The sequence below is a fragment of the Spartobacteria bacterium UBA695 genome (assembly GCA_002298145.1).
Taxonomy (GTDB): Bacteria; Verrucomicrobiota; Verrucomicrobiia; order Chthoniobacterales; family Chthoniobacteraceae; genus UBA695.
Window position 1 is genome coordinate 1 of record DBMP01000001.1, and the last position, 18,890, is coordinate 18,890.

An 18,890-nucleotide genomic window follows, 5' to 3' on the forward strand; every position below is an offset into this window, starting at 1 on the left:
GCGCTGGGCCTGCTCGGCTTGGCCCGAACGCTGCCCTGGCGAAACTTGCTGGGCCGGGGTGGCGATGGCGTTCGGCGTCTGGACCGCCTGCGCTGATGGCTGAACGCGCTGCGGAGCCGTGGTGGCCTGCGGCTGGGCCGAAGGCTGTACCGGCTGCTGAGGCTGCGCCGCGGGCGTATGCCGCGCCCCCGGTCCCCGGTGCGAACCCGGCGTCGGCTGGGCCGAAGGCGGCACCTGTTGCTGGGGCTGCACCGGCTGTTGAGGCGGCACCGCTTGCGGTTGACCCGCGCCCGGTCCCTGGTGCGAACCCGGCGTCGGCTGGGCCGAAGGCGGCACCTGTTGCTGGGGCTGCACCGCCGGCTGTTGAGGCGGCACCGCTTGCGGTTGACCCGCGCCCGGTCCCCGGTGCGAACCCGGCGTCGGCTGGGCCGAGGCCTGCGCTCCGGCAGTCTGCACGACGCCCGGAGCGGGACGGGCCTCCCGGACAAAGCTGCGAACCTCGTTCTCGTTCACCCGGTAGGCCGGGGCGCTCTGGGCGGTGAGGCCACGGGTCTGCTCCTGGTAACGCTGGTGAATGCGTTCGCGCATGCCGGGATCGGCCACGATGCCCCAGCCCCGGTCGATACGCGGAGCGCGGATTTCACGGGCCACGTGCGGCGGGGCGAAGCGCTCATGCGGCGGCTCGATGACCGGCGCGTCGATGAAGAGTTGCAGGCCCGCGTTGCGCGCGAACTCGGGACGGCCCCGGCGCACCCAGTCGCCGTCGGTCCGGAGCACCAACTCCAGGCGGTTGATGGGGCGCTCACTGCGCGCCGCCAGCCAGCGGTAGTCGGGCCCGCCGCAGTAGACCAGCCGCCCGTGGTCCCGGGTGTTGATGTAGGTAATGTTGGTGATGTTCACCGTCACGTCCAGGATATCCACGTTACGCTGGACCGGCACGATGACGTTGCGGATCGCCGGAGCGCCGAAGTAGCGCGTCTCGCAGAAAGCGTAAGCAGAGGGGCCGATATCGTAATCGCGGTCCACCCAGACGCCGACGCCGTTATCCTCGTTATAGGCGACATCCGGCGGTAGCGGGGCCCAGCCCATGTAGCGGTCGCTCTGGCGCCAGGAGACCCAGGCGGGGCCCCAGCGGTAATCGGGCTTCCAGACCCAGCCCACGTCCTCCAGGCGCACCCAGCGGCCGTAGTGGTAGGTAATCGAGCCAAAATCTTCGTACGAAACCCAGGTCCACCCGGCATCGGTGTAGGTCCAATAGCCGTCGATGTAGGGGCGCCAGTCGGGGGTCACGCCGCGAGGGGCCCAGCAGTAGCCGTAATGGTCCACGTCCACCCAGTCGCCGTACGGGAGCAAGCTCTCGTAGAAGTAAGAGAAAGTCACGCCAGCCTGCGCCTGTCGCGGGGCAAAGAGCGCCATCACGGCGGCTACCAGGAGGGCTGCAAATACGATTGTTTTTGATTTCATATCCAAGGTTGTTGGGGAAGCGGGAAAGGACCGGGGAGATCTTTTTCACCGTTTCATACCGATGAGACTCATCAGCCCGGCAAACATTCAAATGAATTTTCGAAATTACAAGGGCCGATCCCATTCTTCCTATTTAAAAGCCTGCTTTTCAAACCGGGCGATTTCTGGTTGCCTAAAGCTTCGCTGGTGCATCGACCCATGAAAACCACTTTCCTTCTCGCCGCCGCGTTTGCCGCCGCGCTCGCCTTGACCAGCCGCGCCCAGGACCCGATCGTCTCCGGCTCGGCCACTGACTTGCTTCCCCCGGCAGACCTTTTCCCGTCGATCCCCGCTCTGGACGCCCAGCCCACCCCGCTACCTACTCCCGAAGCCACCGAACGCCCCACCGCCGGGCCCACTCCAGCCCCCACCCGCCCCCCCCTTCCGGATGTCCCCGAATCCATGAAAAAAGGGACCTCCGCGCAGCTCCGCCAGGCCATCCGGATGCGCCAGCTCAAGACTGACCTGCTTTCTGACCCCATTATCCAGGCAGAGCTGGCCCGCGCCCGCGCCGCCAAAACCCCCGAGGGCCACCGCATCCTGATGCGGAACTACTTCCTGCTGCTCTACACGCGGATCGAAAAAATCGACCCCTCCCTTTGCACCCTGGCCGAGACCGAACTGCGCGATGCATTGGGCCGTTACGAACAGCACAGCGTGCGCCCCTCGGTATTGATCGAGCCGGGCATCTGTCCGCTGCCGGGCAGCTCCTCGAAGGACCACCCGGGGGTCGTCCCCCCTTCGCCGACCCCGACGCCCTCCCCCTCGCCCACGCCCGTTCCGAGGGTTTACTCCATGGGGGCGCAACCGGCTTCCGCCTAGGAGGCTATAAAAGGGGCTCAAAGCGGCCCTGGGCGGGAAATTCCGTTTGAATCCGGGCAAGAACCGTAGAAAACTTCCCCTATGAGCATTCTCGTGGAAACCTTCCCCGCCCTTTCAGTGGGCGGCCCGGTGCAAAACGCATTTATTGGCCGCGTATCGGACCTCGACGTCCACACCGACCGCGTGACGGCCCTCACCCGCCTGGCCCGCTACCACGAGCAGGCCCGGCGCGACCTGGGCTTCCAGGGGATGCCCTTTGTCACCGCCGAACAGGTCCACGGCAACCGGGTGGCCATCGTGGATAGCTCGGCGGCCAAGCCGAGCGCCTCCCCGCTGCACCGGATCGGCAAACCGGCCCCCATCCCGGTGGTTCCCGGCGTCGACGCGCTGATTACCGACCAGCGCAATATTTGCCTGGGCATCTACGTGGCCGACTGCTGCGCGGTCTACGCGGTGGACACGGAAAATAACGTCATCGGCCTGGCCCACTCGGGCCGGAAAGGGACGGAACTCGGCGTGGTGCCCGCCATGCTGGAGCAAATGCACTGCGCCTTTGGCACCGACCCGGCAAAAGTGGTCGTGCAGCTGAGCCCATGCATCCGTCCGCCGCACTACGAGGTTGATTTCGCCGCCGACATCGTGCGGCAATGCCACGAAGCGGGCGTGGGCGAAGTGGTCGACTGCGGCTCGGACACCGGGGCGGAACCAGACCGCTACTACTCTTACCGCATGGAAAAAGGCCAGACGGGCCGCATGCTGGCGCTGCTGGCGGTGAGGTCCGAGGGCGGAAGGTAGGCTTTCCCTTCACCGAGAGCATGGACGCCTTTTTTTCCCTGCGAATTTTTACGATAGCACTTTGCTGTTTTCTTGGAGTCCAGCTTAGCGCGGCAGAATCCTCGGAGGAGCCGCTTTTGCTTCGAGCTTACAACGTCCCTCTCAGCTTCTTCACAAAGCCTTACCCCACAAGCAAAGAAGGCAAGCGGGAACAGCTTGATGTAAAAAAGTATCTTCAAGAACAGGGCGTCGCCTTTCCTCCGGGGGCCGAGGCGGCCTACGACGTGGCTGCCCGGTGTCTCATCGTTCGCCAAACCGCCAAAAATCTGGAACAAGTGGATTCCCTTCTCGTGACGTTCGACGATAGCCATCCGCCCCAGGTCCAGTGCGAAATCAGCGCCTATGAAATATCTTCGGCCCACATCCGGCTTGTACACTCCGAGCGGAACCTTCTGCCGGAAACGCTAAAGCAGCTGGAAGCAAAAGGCAGACTCATCAATCGTCTGCTCTGTGTTGTCAAAAGCGGCCAGATCGCCGAAGCAACCCAACGTGGCGGTAAAGAGAGAAGCCACGCCAAGCTTTTACCTGTAATCGGAGCCGATGGGGCCACCATCGATATGACTTTAGATTACTTTCTCAACGTGCTTCCAGAAGGTGGGAAAAAGCCCATGGAATTAACGGCCAAATCGATTCTTCACGTGGATGATGGCCACTCATTGATTGTACAATTCGTCAAAAACTCGACTTCCCCAAATAAGGAATCCATCGTTGTCGTGCTTCGGGCTTCAATCCTAAATTCCTGCGGATGGCCTCTTCCTTGTAGCGAATCTCCAGAATTGGGAACGAAGGAACCCTAAATAACACGCAAGGCGCAAAGAGAAACTCCCTTTGCGCCTTGGCGTCTTTGCGTGAAGCTTGAAAAGCAGCCCTACTGTTTGAAGTCCGCAGGGCGCGACTTCATATGAGGGAATAAGATCACGTCACGGATCGACTCCGCGCCGGTCAGCATCATCACCAGGCGGTCGATGCCGATGCCAACGCCGCCCGCCGGGGGCATGCCGTGCTCCAGCGCGGCGAGGAAATCCTCGTCGATCTTCTGGATCTCTTCGCCCGCCTGAGCTTCGAGCCGCTGGCGCTGGACGATCGGGTCATTCAGCTCGGAGTAGCCGGGCGAAATCTCCTGGCCGTTGATGACCAGTTCGTAGACGTCCACGACGCTCGGGTCGTTCGGGTTCTGCTTGGCGAGCGGCACGAGCTCCGTCGGGCAGTGGGTGACGAAACATGGGTTGAAGGTCTTTTCCTCCACCAGCTTTTCAAAAACGTGCTGGGTGACTTCGAAGTCGGCCATTTCGGGCGAAAGCTCGATCTTCATTTCCTGGCAGCGTTCGCGGCGGGCCTCGGGGGTCAGCTCGAACCACCCGGGGACGGCTTCGTTGACGAGTTCGCGGTACGGGGCGCGGCGCCACGGGCGGGTGAGGTCGATCGTACGGATCACGTTTCCCTCGGCGTCCTTGTGCTCGATCTTGAGCGTGCCGATGACTTTCTCCGCTGCGGTACAGACCATCTCCTCGACCATGGCGGACATTTCCTCGAAGTCCGAGTAAGCGCGGTAGATCTCCAGCATGGTGAACTCCGGGTTGTGCCGCCGGGAGACGCCTTCGTTGCGGAAGCTGCGGTTGAGCTCAAAGACGCGGTCGAAGCCGCCGACGAGCAGGCGCTTCAAGAACAGCTCCGGGGCGATGCGCAGGTAGAGGTCGATATCGAGCGCGTTGTGGTGGGTCTTGAACGGCGTGGCCGCCGCGCCGCCCGCCACGGGCTGCATCATGGGGGTCTCGACTTCCAGGAAGCCGCGATCCTCCAGGTACCGGCGCATTTCGCGGATGATGGCGATGCGCTTTTTGAAAACTTCTTTGGACTCCGGGTTGGCCAGCAGGTCGAGGTAGCGCTGGCGGTAGCGAGTCTCCACGTCGGCGAGGCCGTGCCATTTGTCGGGCAGCGGGCGGAGCGATTTGGAGAGAACGGTCAGTTTCTTGACGCGCAGGGTCGGCTCGCCGGTGCGGGTGGTAAAGGTCTCGCCCTCGACGCCGAGGAAGTCGCCCATGTCGAGGAGCTGGAAGATTTCGTAGGCCTCGGGGCCCACTTCCTTGGCGTGGACGAATACCTGGATGCGGCCGGTGGAGTCGGTGAGGTCCAGAAAGTGGCTTTTGCCCATGTCGCGATGGGCGGTGATGCGGCCGGCGATGCATTCGCAGCGGCCTTCGGCAAAGCGTTCCCGCACCTCGGCTACGGAGCCGGTGAGAGCAAAGCGGTGGCCGTACGGGTCCACGCCTTTCTCTCGCAGGGCGAGCATCTTTTGGCGGCGGGTTTCAAAGAGGGCATGGGTCTCTTCCATAAATGATAAGAGGAACAGTCAATCAGGCTTGGGCCGGAAAGTCAAAATTCCACCGCGTTTTTTCCCGGCCCGAGGGCGGCGGATTACGGTTCCAGGGCCTGGCCGTCTTTGAGGAGCTGCTCCCGCAGCGCGGGATAGGGAACGTCCTGAACGGCGCGGCCTTGCGTTATCGCGAGGACGGCAGCGGTGCCGACCGACTGCCCCAGGATCATGAAGACGGGCTCCATGCGCACGGAGGCAAAGGCGATGTGGCTGGCGGAGACGCTCCACGGGGTGAGCAGGTTGGCGCACTCGGTTTTCTTCGGCACCAGGGCGCGGTAGGGGACGCCGAAGGGCTTGGCAAATTTCTTTTCGACGTCGCCCTCGTTTTTCACCTGCCCGGCTTGGACGATGCGCTGGCAGTTGTGCGAGTCCATCATGTAGGCGGCGAGGCCAACGGAATCCTCCACGGGGAGCTCGCTCAGGCAGTGGCTCTGGGTAATAACGTAGTCCGAGACCATGCGGCGGGCCTCGCGCACGTAGAGCTCGTAGGGCCAGTGGTTGTTGTCCGCAAATTCGTCGGCGGGCAGGCCCCACTGGGCGTATTGCTCACGGATTTCCGCCGGAACGCGCGGGTGGTTCTGCAAGGTCCAGATCAAGCCGCGCTGCCAGGCTTCATGGGCCTTGGCGATGCGGGCGCGCGTGGCGTAGTCGGCTTCGGGGTAGTCGTAGTTGTAGCCGATGTAGTCCGTGGAGATGCCCCCGGCGTTGTTCGAGTCGGTCTTGCCATTGGGCATGGGGCTGGTCTGGAAGAATTTCCCCTGCTGCCCGGCTTCGATGGCGCGGAAGAGCAGTTCGTAATTGGCCTCTTTGTACCCGGGCGGCTGGGCGACGGGGATGCGGTTGGAGGGGATGTTGGTGAGGCACATCCGGTAGCAGTAGGCCTGCACTTTTTTGTCGGCGCTGCCCACGGGGCCACCGGGATCGGCGTTGACGCCGGGCAACAGGCCGCTCTGGGGGTCGCCTTTGACGCGGTACGGGTCGATGCCGCGCGGGAGGTTGTTGCCGTGGGTCTTGGTCTGGATGCCGTTGAGGGTTTCGCCGTACTGGGCGTTGGCTTCGCGCCCGGCGGTGTAGCTGACGTGCGCTTGTTTGAGCAGATCGCCCTCGTAGGAGGCGTCGATGAAGACTTTCGCCCGGAAGACGTTGCCGTTGTCCATGGTGATCTCGGCGATGTTGGGGCCGTTCATGGCGGTTCTGGCCAGGCGCTGGTCGAGGTAGACGCTCACTCCGGCCTGCCGGGCCATTTCGTTGAAGACGGCCTCGGCGATGTGCGGTTCGAAGGTCCACTTTGCTTTGTCCGCGCCGTACTTTGCGCCGATGCGGGTGTAGAATTCGCGGGCCAGGCCCTGGATGTAGGCGTCGCCGAGGTGGCCGACGTCCGTCCAGCCGAGGCCGGAGGAGCTCATGCCGCCGAGGTGGCGGTTAAAGACGAGGAGGGCCACTTTTTTACCCTGCCGCGCCGCGGCGACTGCCGCCGTGACGCCACCCGCAGCGCCACCGTAGACGCAGACATCGGTTTCGACCACCTGGGCGGCATGCAGGCCGGGCGCACAAAGGAGCGCCAGGAGAAGGAGGCGGAGGAGGGAGCGAAATTTCATCGTCGTAAAAAAAACCTCGTTGCCAACCGGGGACGGGCGGCAACGAGGGGTAAAAATGGCTAACCGCCGGACTCTTTACTGAGCCGGGGCCGCAGCGGGCTGCGCTGGGGTGCTGGCGGAAGGCTGGGCTGCGGGCTGGCCCGCTGGCGAAGCGGAGGCATCGGCCTTGGGCGTGCCGCCGGGCAGCATGGCTTCGAGCTGACCGATCCAGTCGGCGGCGTCCTGGTGATCCGGGTAGGCGCGGATGATGTCGGCCATGTCGGTGATGCCTTTGTTCTTCAGGCCGATGGCGATTTCATCCTTGGCGCGGTTCCAAAGGATCTGCGGGCGCTTGACGCGGTTGAACAGGTCGATCTGGAAGGCGGAATTGGTCTGGGTGGCTTTCTGGGTCTCGATCTGGAGCTTCTGGTCCCAGTAGCCGATGGTGCGCGGGTCTTTGCTCTGGCGGTAGTAGGGCAGGAGCGTGCTCTGGTAGATGCCGTCGATGTCGCCGGGGCTGTCGGCCCAGTCTTTCACGTCGGCGATCAGGTTCTGGATCGCGTACCACTTTACGAAGATGCTGTCTTTGACGGAGCCGGTAATGAGCTTCTGTTCCCAGAACAGCGGCAGTTTATCGTCCGGGAGCGTTCCCTTTTTCGGCGCGGCGGCGCGGTTGCCCCCTTCCATGAGCTGGCGGGCCTTTTCGCGGCGAACCCACAGGGCGGCGTCGCCTGCGCCAGCCTGTTGGAGGGCGGCGACGTGGGCGGTAAGCGAGGGCTCCAGCTGCTGGGTGGTGGCCCCCAGGGCACGCTGGACGGTCATGACAAGGTAGTTGAGGTGCAGGCGCGCGGCGCTCTGGATGGAATCCATTTTGGAGATGTCCTGCACGTCGTTGGCCGTTTCGTTCTTCGTCGCCATGAGCGCGTTTTGGTAAAACACGATGGCGTTGCCGTTGCTGGCCGAGGCGTTCCGGAAGTCGTTGATGACCTTCGCCACCAGGGCTTTGCTGGTGCTCTGTTGCTTATCTTTGAGCGTTTTGAGCTCTTTGATGAGCTGACCAAGGTTGACCGCCGGGCCATCTTGGAGCTGCGCGAACGCCGATGCACCCAGTACGGAGACAAGGGCAAGCCCGACGAAGGGACGAGGGAAACGGATTTTCATAAGGAGGGGAAAACAAACCGAATGGTGCGTCAAAGTAGTCCCTTAGCGAGCCAAAATGCCAGCAAAAAAACGCCTCACCCGGTTTCCCTGGTGAGGCGTTGTAAAAGTTCGCTGCTAAACTTTGGCGGCTTACTTCTCGGGAGCTTCGCCCGCAGCGGCTGCGGCTTCGTTGCGCTCCTTCATGGCGGCGCGGCGGCTGAGCTTCACGCGGCCCTTGTCGTCGATGCCGATGCACTTGACCCAGATGGCGTCGCCCACGCGGACGACGTCTTCGGTCTTGTTCACGCGGAAGTCGGCCAGCTCGGAGATGTGGACCAGGCCTTCTTTGCCGGGGAGCACTTCGACGAACGCGCCGAATTCCTTGGTGGAAACGACGGTGCCGTGGTAGGTGGTGCCGACTTCGATCTCCTTGGTCATGCCCGCGATGATGTCTTTCGCGCGCTGGAGGCTCTCGCCGTTGTTGGAGTAGATGTGCACGGAGCCGTCGTCCTCGATGTTGATCTCGGCGCCGGTCTCGGCAACGATGCCCTTGATGGTCTTGCCACCAGGCCCGATCAAGAGGCCGATCTTGTCGACGGGGATCTTGACGGTCTCGATGCGCGGAGCGTAGACGCTGAGTTCCTTGCGCGGCTCGGCGATGGCGGCGGCCATGACGCCCAGGATGGTGGTGCGGGCCTCACGCGCCTGCCGAATGGCTTCGGCGAGGATCTTGTGGGGCAGGCTGGTGAGCTTGAGGTCGAGCTGGAAGCCGGTGACGCCGGTGTCGGTGCCGCAAAGCTTGAAGTCCATGTCGCCGAAGTGATCTTCGGAACCGAGGATGTCGGTCATGGTCTGGTAGCGCACGAGGGTCCCATTGGCGTCGTATTCGGTGACGAGGCCGACGGAGATGCCCGCGACGGGCTTCTTGATGGGCACGCCTGCGTCCATGAGGGCGAGGACACCCGCGCAAACCGTTGCCATGGAGCTGGAACCGTTGGATTCCAGGATCTCGCTGCTGATGCGGATGGCGTAAGGGAATTCGTTCTCAGCCGGGATGACCGGGGCGATGGAACGCTCGGCCAGGGCGCCGTGACCGATCTCGCGGCGGCCAGGGCTGCCGGTGCGGCCGGTTTCACCCACGGAGAAGGGCGGGAAGTTGTAGTGCAGGATGAAGCGCTTTTCCGTCTCGCCGCCGGTGTAGGCGTCGAGCATCTGGGCTTCGTCGGCGGGGGCCAGGGTGGCTGAGGTCACGGCCTGGGTCTCGCCACGGGAGAAGAGGGCGGAGCCGTGGGCGCGGGGCAGGAGGCCGACTTCGGCGGTCAGCGGGCGAAGGTCGCGGTAGCCGCGGCCGTCGGCGCGAATGCCTTTGTCCAGCGCGCTCTTGCGAACGGTTTTTTCCTGGAGGTAATCAAACGCCTGGCTAATTTCGAACCCGGTGACTTCGGGGAACTTGGCCAGGATGGCGGCTTTGACTTCCGCTTTGATGGCGTCGACGGCCTTGGAGCGGGCGACTTTGCCGGGGGTGTAGAGCGCGGCTTCGATCCGGTCGCTGGCGACCTGGTAGGCGATTTCGAGCACTTCTTCCTTAACGACGAAGAGCGGGGCCTGGCGTTTTTCTTTTCCGGCCTTGGCGGCGAGTTCCTTCTGCGCGAGAACGATCTGGGTGACGAAGGGCTGGGCGAATTCCAGGGCGTTGATGAATTCCTCTTCGGGCACTTCGTTGGCGGCGCCTTCGATCATGACGACGTCGGTTTCGTTGCCGACGTAGACGATGTCGAGGTCGCTGCCCTGACGCTGGGAGTGGGTGGGGTTGATGACGAATTCGCCATTAACGCGGCCCACGCGAACCGCGCCCACGGGTCCGGCAAACGGGATGTCGGAGACCATCAGGGCGGCGGAAGCGCCGTTGATGAAGAGGATGTCGGGATCGTTTTCGCCGTCGGCGCTCAAGAGGGTGCCGATGATCTGCGTGTCGTAGAGGTACCCTTTCGGGAAGAGCGGACGCAGGGGACGGTCGGTCATGCGGGCGGTGAGAATTTCCTTCTCGGACGGACGGCCTTCGCGCTTGAAGTAACCGCCGGGGATTTTGCCCACGGAAGCGGCTTTCTCGCGGTAATCAACGGTGAGGGGGAAGAAATCCTGTCCCTCTTTGACCGTCGTGGAGGAAACGGCGCTGACGAGGATAATGGTGTCGCCACTGCGGACCGTTACGGCGCCGTCGGCGAGTTTGGCAAGTTTGCCAGTTTCAATGATGATGGGCTGCGCGCCCACCTCGATGGAGATCGATTGTTGCATACTCTAGCTTCAATGCAGCGCTGGCGAACGCTTCGCCGGAGCGGGAGAAATCAGGACTTATGAAGTAGGAAGCACGCAACGGGAGCCCGTCTTTTGCTTCGTAATTCATAGTTCTTGATTTCTCGTGCCTCCGGCTACGCCCTTGCAAGCGCCGCGCTTTGTTTGGATAATCCCGTCCCCCTATGGAACGGGGTGGTTTATATGAGAAAAGAGCAAGTGAAAGATGGTTCACTTACTCTGAAATGGAAAACCCCGGGCAGGAGATCGTCCGGCCCGGGAGTTGTCCAAAAGGGTGTTACTTACGGAGATTGAGCTTCTCAAGGAGAACCTTGTAGCGCTCGCTGGCGGTGCGCTTGAGGTAGTCGAGAAGGCTGCGGCGCTTGGCCACCATCATGAGGAGCCCGCGGCGGGAAGCATGATCCTTGGCGTGGATCTTGAGGTGCTCCGTCAGCTGTTGGATGCGCTGGGTAAGGAGGGTCACTTGCACGTCGGCGGAGCCGGTGTCTTTGTCGTGCAATCTGATGCCCTGAAGTTCGTTCGTCGTTGCCATATTCTTATTTTTGAGGAGGGGTTAGTATCGACAAAATTTCTGGCTTGGCAAGTGGAAAACCGGGAAGAGGCCGCCATTTTGCCAAAGATTTAGCCGCAAAAAGTCGCAGGAGGCTCAAAAAAAGACGGGAGCTCTCGTCTTGCGCTTTTTGGACCTTTCGCGCCTTTGGAGCGGCTATGTTTTCCTAATCCACGGTCCTGGTCATGGTCACCGGATCGAGCACGCGGGCGATTTCTTCCTCGGGAAGGACTTTCCAGTCGAGGCAAATTTCCCGGATGGTGCGGCCTTTTTCGTTGCTCTCTTTGGCGATTTCCGACGCCCGGTCGTAGCCGATCAGCGGCGTGAGGGCCGTGACCATGGACATGGAGATTTCGATCAAGGCTTCGCAGCGCTCTTTGTCGGCTTCGATGCCATCGACGCACTTGGTGCGGAAGACTTCCACGGCGTTGGTCAGGATGCGGATGGCCTCCATGATGTTGTAGGCCATGACGGGCATCATGGTGTTGAGCTCGAAGTTGCCGTTGGCCCCGGCCCAGGTGATGGTGGCATCGGCTCCGATGACCTGCGCGCAGACTTGCATGAGCATTTCGCACATGACGGGGTTGACCTTGCCGGGCATGATGGAACTGCCGGGCTGGGTGGCGGGCAGCGTGATCTCGCCCAGGCCGCAGCGCGGGCCGCTCCCAAGCCAGCGGATGTCGTTGGCGATCTTATATAGAGAGACGGCGACGGTTTTGAGCTGCCCAGAGACCTGGACGAGCGCGTCTTTGCTCGCCTGGGCTTCGAAATGGTTGCGGGCCTCGCGGAAGGCAATGCCGGTGCGGTTCCAGAGGTGGTGCATGACCTTGGCGGGGAACTCTGCGTGGCAGTTGAGGCCGGTGCCGACGGCGGTGCCGCCCAGGGGAAGTTCCTCGATGGCCGCGATGCCGTTGCCGACTCGCAGGAGGCCAAACTCGATCTGCCGCCCGTAGCCGCTGAATTCCTGGCCGAGGCGGATCGGGGTGGCGTCCATCAGGTGAGTGCGGCCGATTTTGACGACTTCCCAAAATTCCAGCTCCTTGCGCTCGAAGGAGTCGTGCAGCTTTTCCAGCGCGGGGAGCAGCCCGTTGCGGAGCATTTCGCCGACGGCGATGTGGACGGCGGTGGGGATGACGTCGTTGCTGGACTGCCCCATGTTGACGTGGTCATTGGGGTGAACGGGCTCTTTGGAGCCGATCGGGGTCCCGGCGATCTGGGAGGCGCGGTTGGCGATCACCTCGTTGGCATTCATGTTGGTGCTCGTCCCGGAGCCAGTCTGGAAAATATCGACCACGAACTGGTCGTCCAGGCTGCCTTTGATCATTTCCTCGGCGACGCGGGAGATGAGGGTGGTGCGCTCTTCGTCGAGAAGGCCGAGCTCCAGGTTCGCCTCGGCGGCGGCCCATTTTACGAGGCCCAAGGCCCGGATAAATTCCCGGCTAAACCGGTATCCGGAAATGGGGAAATTCAACACGGCGCGTTGGGTGGATGCGCCATACAAGGCTCCGGCGGGAACTTCCATTTTCCCCATAGAGTCCTCTTCAATGCGGGAGGGGGGTTGCATCATGGCGGGATCATAACTCATTGGCATTGAATCGGAAGACAGTTCTTTCGTGTTTGGTAAAAAAATGGTAACGAAAAAGTTGCAATGAGAACCGCCCTTCAAGCCGCGCTCGCGGCGCTGTGTTTGCTCCCGCTTTCGGCCTGCCAGACGACGCGTGAATTCCCCACTCCCGGCGCGCATTGGAAGAACGCCCAGGGGCAGCTTCAATATACGACGCCGAAGCGTTCAGTGATCGGCGAGACGGTCTTAAGCGGCAATGGGCTCCAGGATTTCCAGCTCGACTACCTGGCAGGCCCCGGCGTGCCGCTGATGCGCCTGCAAGAGAGCGGCAATTCGGCCCGGATGGAGGGTGTTTTTGCAGGCGGAAGCTGGCAGGGCGACCCGGTGCATGTTCGCGGGCGGCTGGCAAGCTGGGCGGCGTTGCGGGAAGTTTTTGCCGCGGTGCATGAGCAGGGAGCCGCGCCCTCGGCCACGCTCCACTCCGCCCCCGGCGCGCAAGCCCCCTGGACGGCGCAGCTCAGCCAGACGGCTACCGCCCTGCGCGTCCGGGTTGAGTTCCCTAGGACGAGGGAGCGGTTTACATTTGTGCTGACGAAATAGACCCGCAAGGCAAGCTGCAATATGCCATACTAAATCCTTGCGCGGCGTTATCCATTGCTATTCGACGCGCGGCTCGCTTTCCCTCTTGTGTCAGGCAAAAAAGTCTAGCAAATCCTGGGCGTTCGGGCAAAAATTTAGAATTCACGAAAGGATTTAAAAACGAATTACCCAGTTTATGCCCAAAGATATTGACCTACAAGACGCTGAACTAAAAAATGTTATAATACAACTCATCGCAATTTGCGCAGAGGACCAAGTTGCAATTATTGGCATGAACACCACCGAGCGAATGGTGGACGTCTGTATTTCCAACCCGGAAATCACAATTCAAGAATTTTCGATGCCTGAATATGGGCATAACATTAGCATCGAGGAGATTATTATCTATTTATACGCATTAATTAGAGGCCTAGATACCACATTAAGCCTCATTGAAAAGCTGGAGCGCAGAGGAATCGATCAATCAGTTCTGATCATCAGCGCAAAAGAAACGCTGCAACAAGCCCACAAGATATCCGAAGAGAAATGGACTGAGATCCAGACCGTGCTCAAGCATTGGCTTTCCAAGCTCAGAAAATGAGATTTCTCCAAGCTTCTCTACACGGGTTGCTGGATGCACTTGCAGAACAACCCATCCCTATATTTTTCGGACTACTCTTGGGATACAACCGCAACGTAGAAACAACATGCCTGTTTATTTGCGCCATTCTTTTTACCATCCTAAGTGCATATATTCGCATCTTCCGTCACAACATCAATATTACAGCCCAGCTATTAAATTTATTGGATCAATTCAAGTCCAAGCAAATCACCCTAACCCCTCTTGATGAGATCATAAGCCACTTTGACGATGTCGATGATATCAAGGCATGCATCCTTCAAGAAGGTATGGATAGCAATTTAGGGTATTTATGCACAATTGAAACAGAGAGCCACAAAGCGGGCGTTGTAACACAAACCGCATTTCCCCGTGTTGGCCCCCCATCCATCGTGGTTGCTACTGAAGACCCTCGATGCTGCAAGAGTGGCGCTTTTGCCAAATTTAAATTTTTCCACGAACTTGGCCACCTTTCCCATGCCCAATTTCTCATAGAAACAGCGCTTTTCAGTGCTTGCTGGAAAGCCTCATTTTTACTACTAGCCATTATTCTGTTCTCCCGGCAAAGCCCCTTGATACAGCTTTTCGGCTTTATCGGTAACCTGGTATGGATTGGCAGTTATATTCGCCTCCATCTGAGTTATAAAAAACTCAACGTGACGGAAAGCATTGCCGACGGATTCGCCATTTGCAGATTCCGCGAGCAAAACGATTTTGGGGTCATTGATCGTCTCTTCAATCAAGCCAAAAGGAATCCGCAACAAATGAGGTCCTTCGATTGGTTCAAAAATTGGGCAAAAGATCCTGTTGATCTGCTGAACGACCCTGAATCAGGAATATTCGTACGGCGATTGCCCGAGAAATTTACCCGTCTGCACTTAGGAAAAAGGACCGTCAACTTCAAATCCGCAGCCGAGGCATATTACAGGCCAAAATTCATCGTGAATTTCCTTTTTCTAGCCGGGCTAATCAGCATTACTTATCATGTCGACATAACCAGCACCACTGCCGTTTATGTTATGGCTGCGGTTTTGATCCTTATTCCAACCATCCTGTATATATACCTTCGGAGCCTGTTCGGGCTAATGGAATCGGAATTAGTCAAACGGCTCAACGGAGACTGGGACAATTGCAAAAAAAGTTTTTGGAACGATTCCGCTTATGCAGGAAGCAACTAGCGGGATCGAGAGGCATTTAGCCACATACCGCCCAAAGATTCCAATCAAGCCCCTCGCTTTTTCTCATTCTTGAAGTTTTCTGTCGTTGTCCTAAACTACCCCTCTTATGTCCATTTGGAATTACGCCAACCCTCAGCTTCGCGATCTCGTCGCCTACGAACCGGGAAAACCGATCGATGACGTGGCGCGCGAACTCGGGCTGGATCCCTCCGAGATTATCAAGATCGCCTCCAACGAAAACCCGCTGGGCCCCTCCCCCAAGGCCGTCGAAGCCATGAAGGTCGCGGTGGAACAGGCCCACATTTACCCGGACGGCGGCGCTTATTACCTGCGCGAGGCCATTGCCAAGAAATTCGGCCTCGAACGCCCCAACGTCATCCTGGGCAACGGCTCCAGCGAAGTCATCGAATTCGTCGGGCACGCCTTTCTGACCCCCGGCGACAATATCGTCGTCTCGCGGCACACATTCTCCATTTATAAGCTCATGGCCCAGCTCTTCGGAGCCGAGACCATCGAGGTTCCCGATCCGCACTTCACTCACGACCTCGATGGCATCGCCGCCGCCGTCAACGAGCGCACTAAGATCGTTTTCGTCAATAACCCGAACAACCCGACCGGCACCATCGTCAGCCAGGCTCAGCTCGATGCCTTTATTGATAAGATCCCCGAGCGGGTCGTCGTCGTATTCGACGAGGCCTACATGGAGTTCCTGGATGAACCGCTGGATACCGTGAAGTACATCCAGGCGGGGCGCACCAACGTCATTACCCTGCGCACTTTCTCCAAAATCCAGGGGCTTGCAGGGCTGCGGATCGGCTACGGGCTGGCCAGCAAGGAACTTACCGAAGTCCTGCAAAAAACCCGGGAACCCTTCAACGCCAACCTGATCGCCCAAGTGGGCGCGCTCGCCGGGTTGCTTGACGAGGATCACCAGAAGGCCACGCGCGAACTCACCAAAGAAGGAAGGGACTACCTCCAGCGCTGTTTTGCCTCCCTGGGGCTGAAATACGTACCGAGCTACTCCAACTTCATCCTGGTAAAAGTCGGCAACGGCAAGCGACTCTTTGAAGAACTGCAAAAACGGGGCGTCATCATCCGGGCCATGGACTCCTACGGCCTGCTGGAGTGGGTACGCGTTACCGTCGGCACCATGGAGCAAAACACCCGCTTCATCCGAGAACTGAACCACTTCGTCGAGCCGCCGCGCACGCAAGAAGTGCCCAAGTGCCACTAAAGGAAACGAAGTTTCCATGGGATGCAAGGGGCAAACGCCCCTTGCCGGGGTCTGGGACAGAGCCCCGGAAGCCAAAACATCAGCAAGGCGGGCGCAAAAAAACTGCGTCTTGCGCAAAGGCCGCCATCGCCCCGCCTTGCTCATTCTGGAGAGCGAAGCGAATCCGCCAAGCGCCCCGGGCGCTTATCCTAAAGGCGCTTATCCTCCCCAAACCCTTGCAACCAGCAGCCCCTCCCACGGCACCCATCTTAAGGAAACTCCATTTCCCTTATGACAGCCTTTGCGCATTTTCCGAACACCCAATAGCGAATCCTTCTGTTAAAACCCGAAAGTTTGCGATTGATATTATTTTTCGGCGTCATAGAGTCTCTCTCCTTTCGTCAAAACACAGAAAATGTCCCAGTCCTCCGAATTGAAAATTTTTAGCGGTTCCGCTCATCGCGAGTTGGCCCGCCGTATCGCACGCTACGTCGGCGTACCTTTTGGCGATGCGACCGTTGACTCTTTCCCCGATGGGGAAACTTTCGTTAAGTTTAACGAAAATGTTCGGGGCCGGGATGTGTTCCTCGTTCAGCCGACCTGCCCGCCCACCAATCAGAACCTCATGGAGCTTCTGATTATGGTCGACGCCGCGCGCCGCGCCAGCGCGGCCCGCATCACCGCCGTCATCCCCTTCTTTGGATACGCCCGCCAGGACCGCAAGGACCAGCCCCGCGTCGCCATCACCGCCAAGCTGATCGCCAACCTCCTCACCGCCGCCGGAGTGGACCGCGTCCTGACCATGGACCTCCATGCCCAGCAGGTCGCCGGCTTCTTCGACATCCCCGTCGATCACCTCCAGGCCCTGCCCGTCATCCACCGCTATTTCGCTGAAAAGCACCTCGACAACCTCGTCGTCGTATCGCCCGACGTCGGCGGCGTCAAAAACGCCACCTACACCGCCCAAGCCCTCGGCGCCAGCCTGGCCATCGTCGCCAAGAAACGCAAAAGCGCGACCGAGATCGAGCACCTCCACATCATCGGTGACGTAAAAGATAAGGACGTCCTCATCGTCGACGACCTTACCGAGACCGCCGGCACGCTCACCAGCGCCGCCACCATCCTGCGCGCCCACGGCGCCAAAGAAATTTACGCATCGGTCTCGCACGCCGTCCTCTCCGACCTCGCCATCGAGCGCCTCCGGAAGAGCGATATCAAAGAATTAATCACCACCAACAGCGTGCCGGTCCAGACCTGTGACGGCGTGCCCGTCACCGTTCTCTGCATCGCGGAACTCCTCGGCGAAGGGATTAAGCGGATTCACAATGACGAATCCGTCAGTTCGCTATTTGAACTCAAAGCAAAAAAGTAAGGTATGGCCAAACAAGTGAAGCTTGCCGCTCAGATCCGCTCCGAAGTGGGTCGCATCGCGGTGAAAAAAATCAAGGCCCAGGGATTTGTCCCGGCCGTCATCTACGCCCACAACGAAGCGCCCGTCTCCCTTAAGGTGACCGTGAGCGACATCGACACCGTCCTTGCCCACGCCGTGGGCGAGCACCTCCTTGTCGATCTCCAGCTCTCCGAGGGCAGCAACCGCCTGGCACTCATCCAGGACGTGCAGCGGCACCCCGTCACCCAGGCAGTCCAGCATGTGGACTTCCACGGCGTCTCCGCCACCGAGACCTTCGAAAGCGCCATCCCCGTGGAAGCCGTAGGCGAAGCCACCGGCGTCAAGAACAACGGCGGCATCCTCGAACAGCTCGCCCGCACGATCACCATTTCCTGCTTACCGCAAGACCTGCCCGAAATCATCACGGTAGACGTCTCCGCGCTCGGCATTGGCGATTCCCTCCATGCCAAGGACATCAAGCTCCCGGCTGGCGTCACCATCACAGAAGCCCCTGAAACGGCCATCTTCATCGTCACCGAACCGAGCGTGGCTCCCGAACCCGAAGCCGCTCCCGCCGCTGAAGGCGCCGCAGCCGGTCCCGAAGTGATCAAGGAAAAGAAGCCCGCCGAAGAAGCCGCTCCCAAGAAGGAATCCGGCAAGAAGTAATTGAACGCCGCGCGGCCCATGTTTCGCCTAATAGTCGGGTTAGGAAACCCGGGGCGGGAATACGAGCGCACGCGGCACAACGTGGGCTTTATGGTGCTCGACAAACTCGCCGCCCGCTCCGGCGCCAACTGGCGCACGGAGAAAGAATGGAAGGCCGAGGTAGCCGCCGCCGAAGGGGTGGTCTACTGCAAACCGTCGAGCTTCATGAACCTCAGCGGAGGACCCGTCAACGCCGTGGCCCGTTTTTATAAAACCGGCCCGGCGGAAACCCTCGTGGTTTACGACGACCTCGCCCTACCCCTGGGCAAGCTGCGCCTGCGCACCGGCGGTTCAGCCGGAGGGCATAACGGCATGGCATCCATCATTGAGCGCTTGGGCACCCCCACGGTGCCCCGGCTGCGCATTGGCATCGGAGCCGCGGTACCCGGAGGCATGGTCGGCCACGTGCTCGGACGCTTTTCACCAGAAGAAGCGCCCGAACTGGAAGCCGCCCTCGACCGGGCCGTCAGCGCCATCGAATTTGCCCAAAATAACGGCTTGCCAGCCGCGATGAATCAATTCAACTAGA

At 60.2% G+C, this 18,890-nt stretch carries 17 protein-coding genes; 10 read left to right on the plus strand and 7 right to left on the minus strand.

The window, feature by feature from the left end; all coding sequences use genetic code 11:
* On the minus strand, nucleotides 1–1,464 hold a 1,464-nt coding region (locus B2828_RS00005), incomplete at its 3' end, for a DUF6600 domain-containing protein (RefSeq protein ID WP_479631616.1).
* Between the two features lie 198 nt (nucleotides 1,465–1,662).
* On the opposite strand from B2828_RS00005, the gene B2828_RS00010 reads away from it, so the two are divergent.
* The 3 genes from B2828_RS00010 (at nucleotide 1,663) to B2828_RS00020 (ending at nucleotide 3,956) form a co-directional block, all read left to right on the plus strand.
* A complete protein-coding gene (locus tag B2828_RS00010; protein ID WP_479631617.1) occupies nucleotides 1,663–2,325 on the plus strand; it encodes a hypothetical protein in 663 nt (220 codons plus the stop codon).
* Between the two features lie 81 nt (nucleotides 2,326–2,406).
* Nucleotides 2,407–3,120 (plus strand): purine nucleoside phosphorylase YfiH/LACC1 family protein, encoded by a 714-nt coding sequence (locus B2828_RS00015; protein ID WP_479631618.1) that lies wholly within the window; start codon nucleotides 2,407–2,409, stop codon nucleotides 3,118–3,120.
* A 20-nt stretch (nucleotides 3,121–3,140) separates the two neighbouring features.
* On the plus strand, nucleotides 3,141–3,956 hold the full coding sequence (locus B2828_RS00020) for a hypothetical protein (RefSeq protein ID WP_479631619.1): 816 nt from the start codon (nucleotides 3,141–3,143) through the stop codon (nucleotides 3,954–3,956).
* Nucleotides 3,957–4,027: 71 nt separating this feature from the next.
* On the opposite strand, the gene lysS is transcribed toward B2828_RS00020, so the two are convergent.
* The 6 genes from lysS to B2828_RS00050 form a co-directional block, all read right to left on the minus strand.
* Nucleotides 4,028–5,491 (minus strand): lysine--tRNA ligase, encoded by a 1,464-nt coding sequence (gene lysS / locus B2828_RS00025; protein ID WP_479631620.1) that lies wholly within the window; start codon nucleotides 5,489–5,491, stop codon nucleotides 4,028–4,030.
* Between the two features lie 83 nt (nucleotides 5,492–5,574).
* Complete coding sequence (locus B2828_RS00030; protein ID WP_479631621.1) at nucleotides 5,575–7,131, minus strand: FAD-dependent oxidoreductase; 1,557 nt, start codon at nucleotides 7,129–7,131, stop codon at nucleotides 5,575–5,577.
* A 75-nt stretch (nucleotides 7,132–7,206) separates the two neighbouring features.
* On the minus strand, nucleotides 7,207–8,271 hold the full coding sequence (locus tag B2828_RS00035) for a hypothetical protein (protein WP_479631622.1): 1,065 nt from the start codon (nucleotides 8,269–8,271) through the stop codon (nucleotides 7,207–7,209).
* A gap of 129 nt (nucleotides 8,272–8,400) precedes the next feature.
* Nucleotides 8,401–10,545: a polyribonucleotide nucleotidyltransferase gene (locus B2828_RS00040; protein WP_479631623.1), complete on the minus strand. Its 2,145-nt coding sequence runs from the start codon at nucleotides 10,543–10,545 to the stop codon at nucleotides 8,401–8,403.
* 295 nt (nucleotides 10,546–10,840) lie between these two features.
* Nucleotides 10,841–11,095: a 30S ribosomal protein S15 gene (gene rpsO, locus B2828_RS00045; protein ID WP_479631624.1), complete on the minus strand. Its 255-nt coding sequence runs from the start codon at nucleotides 11,093–11,095 to the stop codon at nucleotides 10,841–10,843.
* 184 nt (nucleotides 11,096–11,279) lie between these two features.
* On the minus strand, nucleotides 11,280–12,698 hold the full coding sequence (locus tag B2828_RS00050) for a class II fumarate hydratase (RefSeq protein WP_479631625.1): 1,419 nt from the start codon (nucleotides 12,696–12,698) through the stop codon (nucleotides 11,280–11,282).
* Between the two features lie 63 nt (nucleotides 12,699–12,761).
* Between B2828_RS00050 and B2828_RS00055 the strand changes: the two genes are divergently transcribed.
* From B2828_RS00055 to pth, 7 genes are all read left to right on the plus strand, one after another.
* Nucleotides 12,762–13,277 (plus strand): hypothetical protein, encoded by a 516-nt coding sequence (locus B2828_RS00055; protein ID WP_479631626.1) that lies wholly within the window; start codon nucleotides 12,762–12,764, stop codon nucleotides 13,275–13,277.
* Between the two features lie 175 nt (nucleotides 13,278–13,452).
* Entirely contained in the window at nucleotides 13,453–13,857 is a 405-nt protein-coding gene (locus B2828_RS00060) for a hypothetical protein (RefSeq protein ID WP_479631627.1), read from the plus strand.
* Nucleotides 13,854–15,053, plus strand: a complete 1,200-nt coding sequence (locus B2828_RS00065) for a hypothetical protein (RefSeq protein WP_479631628.1) — start codon at nucleotides 13,854–13,856, stop codon at nucleotides 15,051–15,053. The genes B2828_RS00060 and B2828_RS00065 overlap by 4 nt, the downstream gene beginning before the upstream one ends.
* Nucleotides 15,054–15,159: 106 nt before the next feature.
* Nucleotides 15,160–16,287, plus strand: a complete 1,128-nt coding sequence (gene hisC, locus B2828_RS00070; RefSeq protein WP_479631629.1) for a histidinol-phosphate transaminase — start codon at nucleotides 15,160–15,162, stop codon at nucleotides 16,285–16,287.
* 394 nt (nucleotides 16,288–16,681) lie between these two features.
* Entirely contained in the window at nucleotides 16,682–17,638 is a 957-nt protein-coding gene (locus B2828_RS00075; protein WP_479631630.1) for a ribose-phosphate diphosphokinase, read from the plus strand.
* Between the two features lie 15 nt (nucleotides 17,639–17,653).
* On the plus strand, nucleotides 17,654–18,322 hold the full coding sequence (locus B2828_RS00080) for a 50S ribosomal protein L25 (protein ID WP_479631631.1): 669 nt from the start codon (nucleotides 17,654–17,656) through the stop codon (nucleotides 18,320–18,322).
* 18 nt (nucleotides 18,323–18,340) lie between these two features.
* Nucleotides 18,341–18,889: an aminoacyl-tRNA hydrolase gene (gene pth / locus B2828_RS00085; protein WP_479631632.1), complete on the plus strand. Its 549-nt coding sequence runs from the start codon at nucleotides 18,341–18,343 to the stop codon at nucleotides 18,887–18,889.
* Nucleotide 18,890 lies beyond the last annotated feature (1 nt).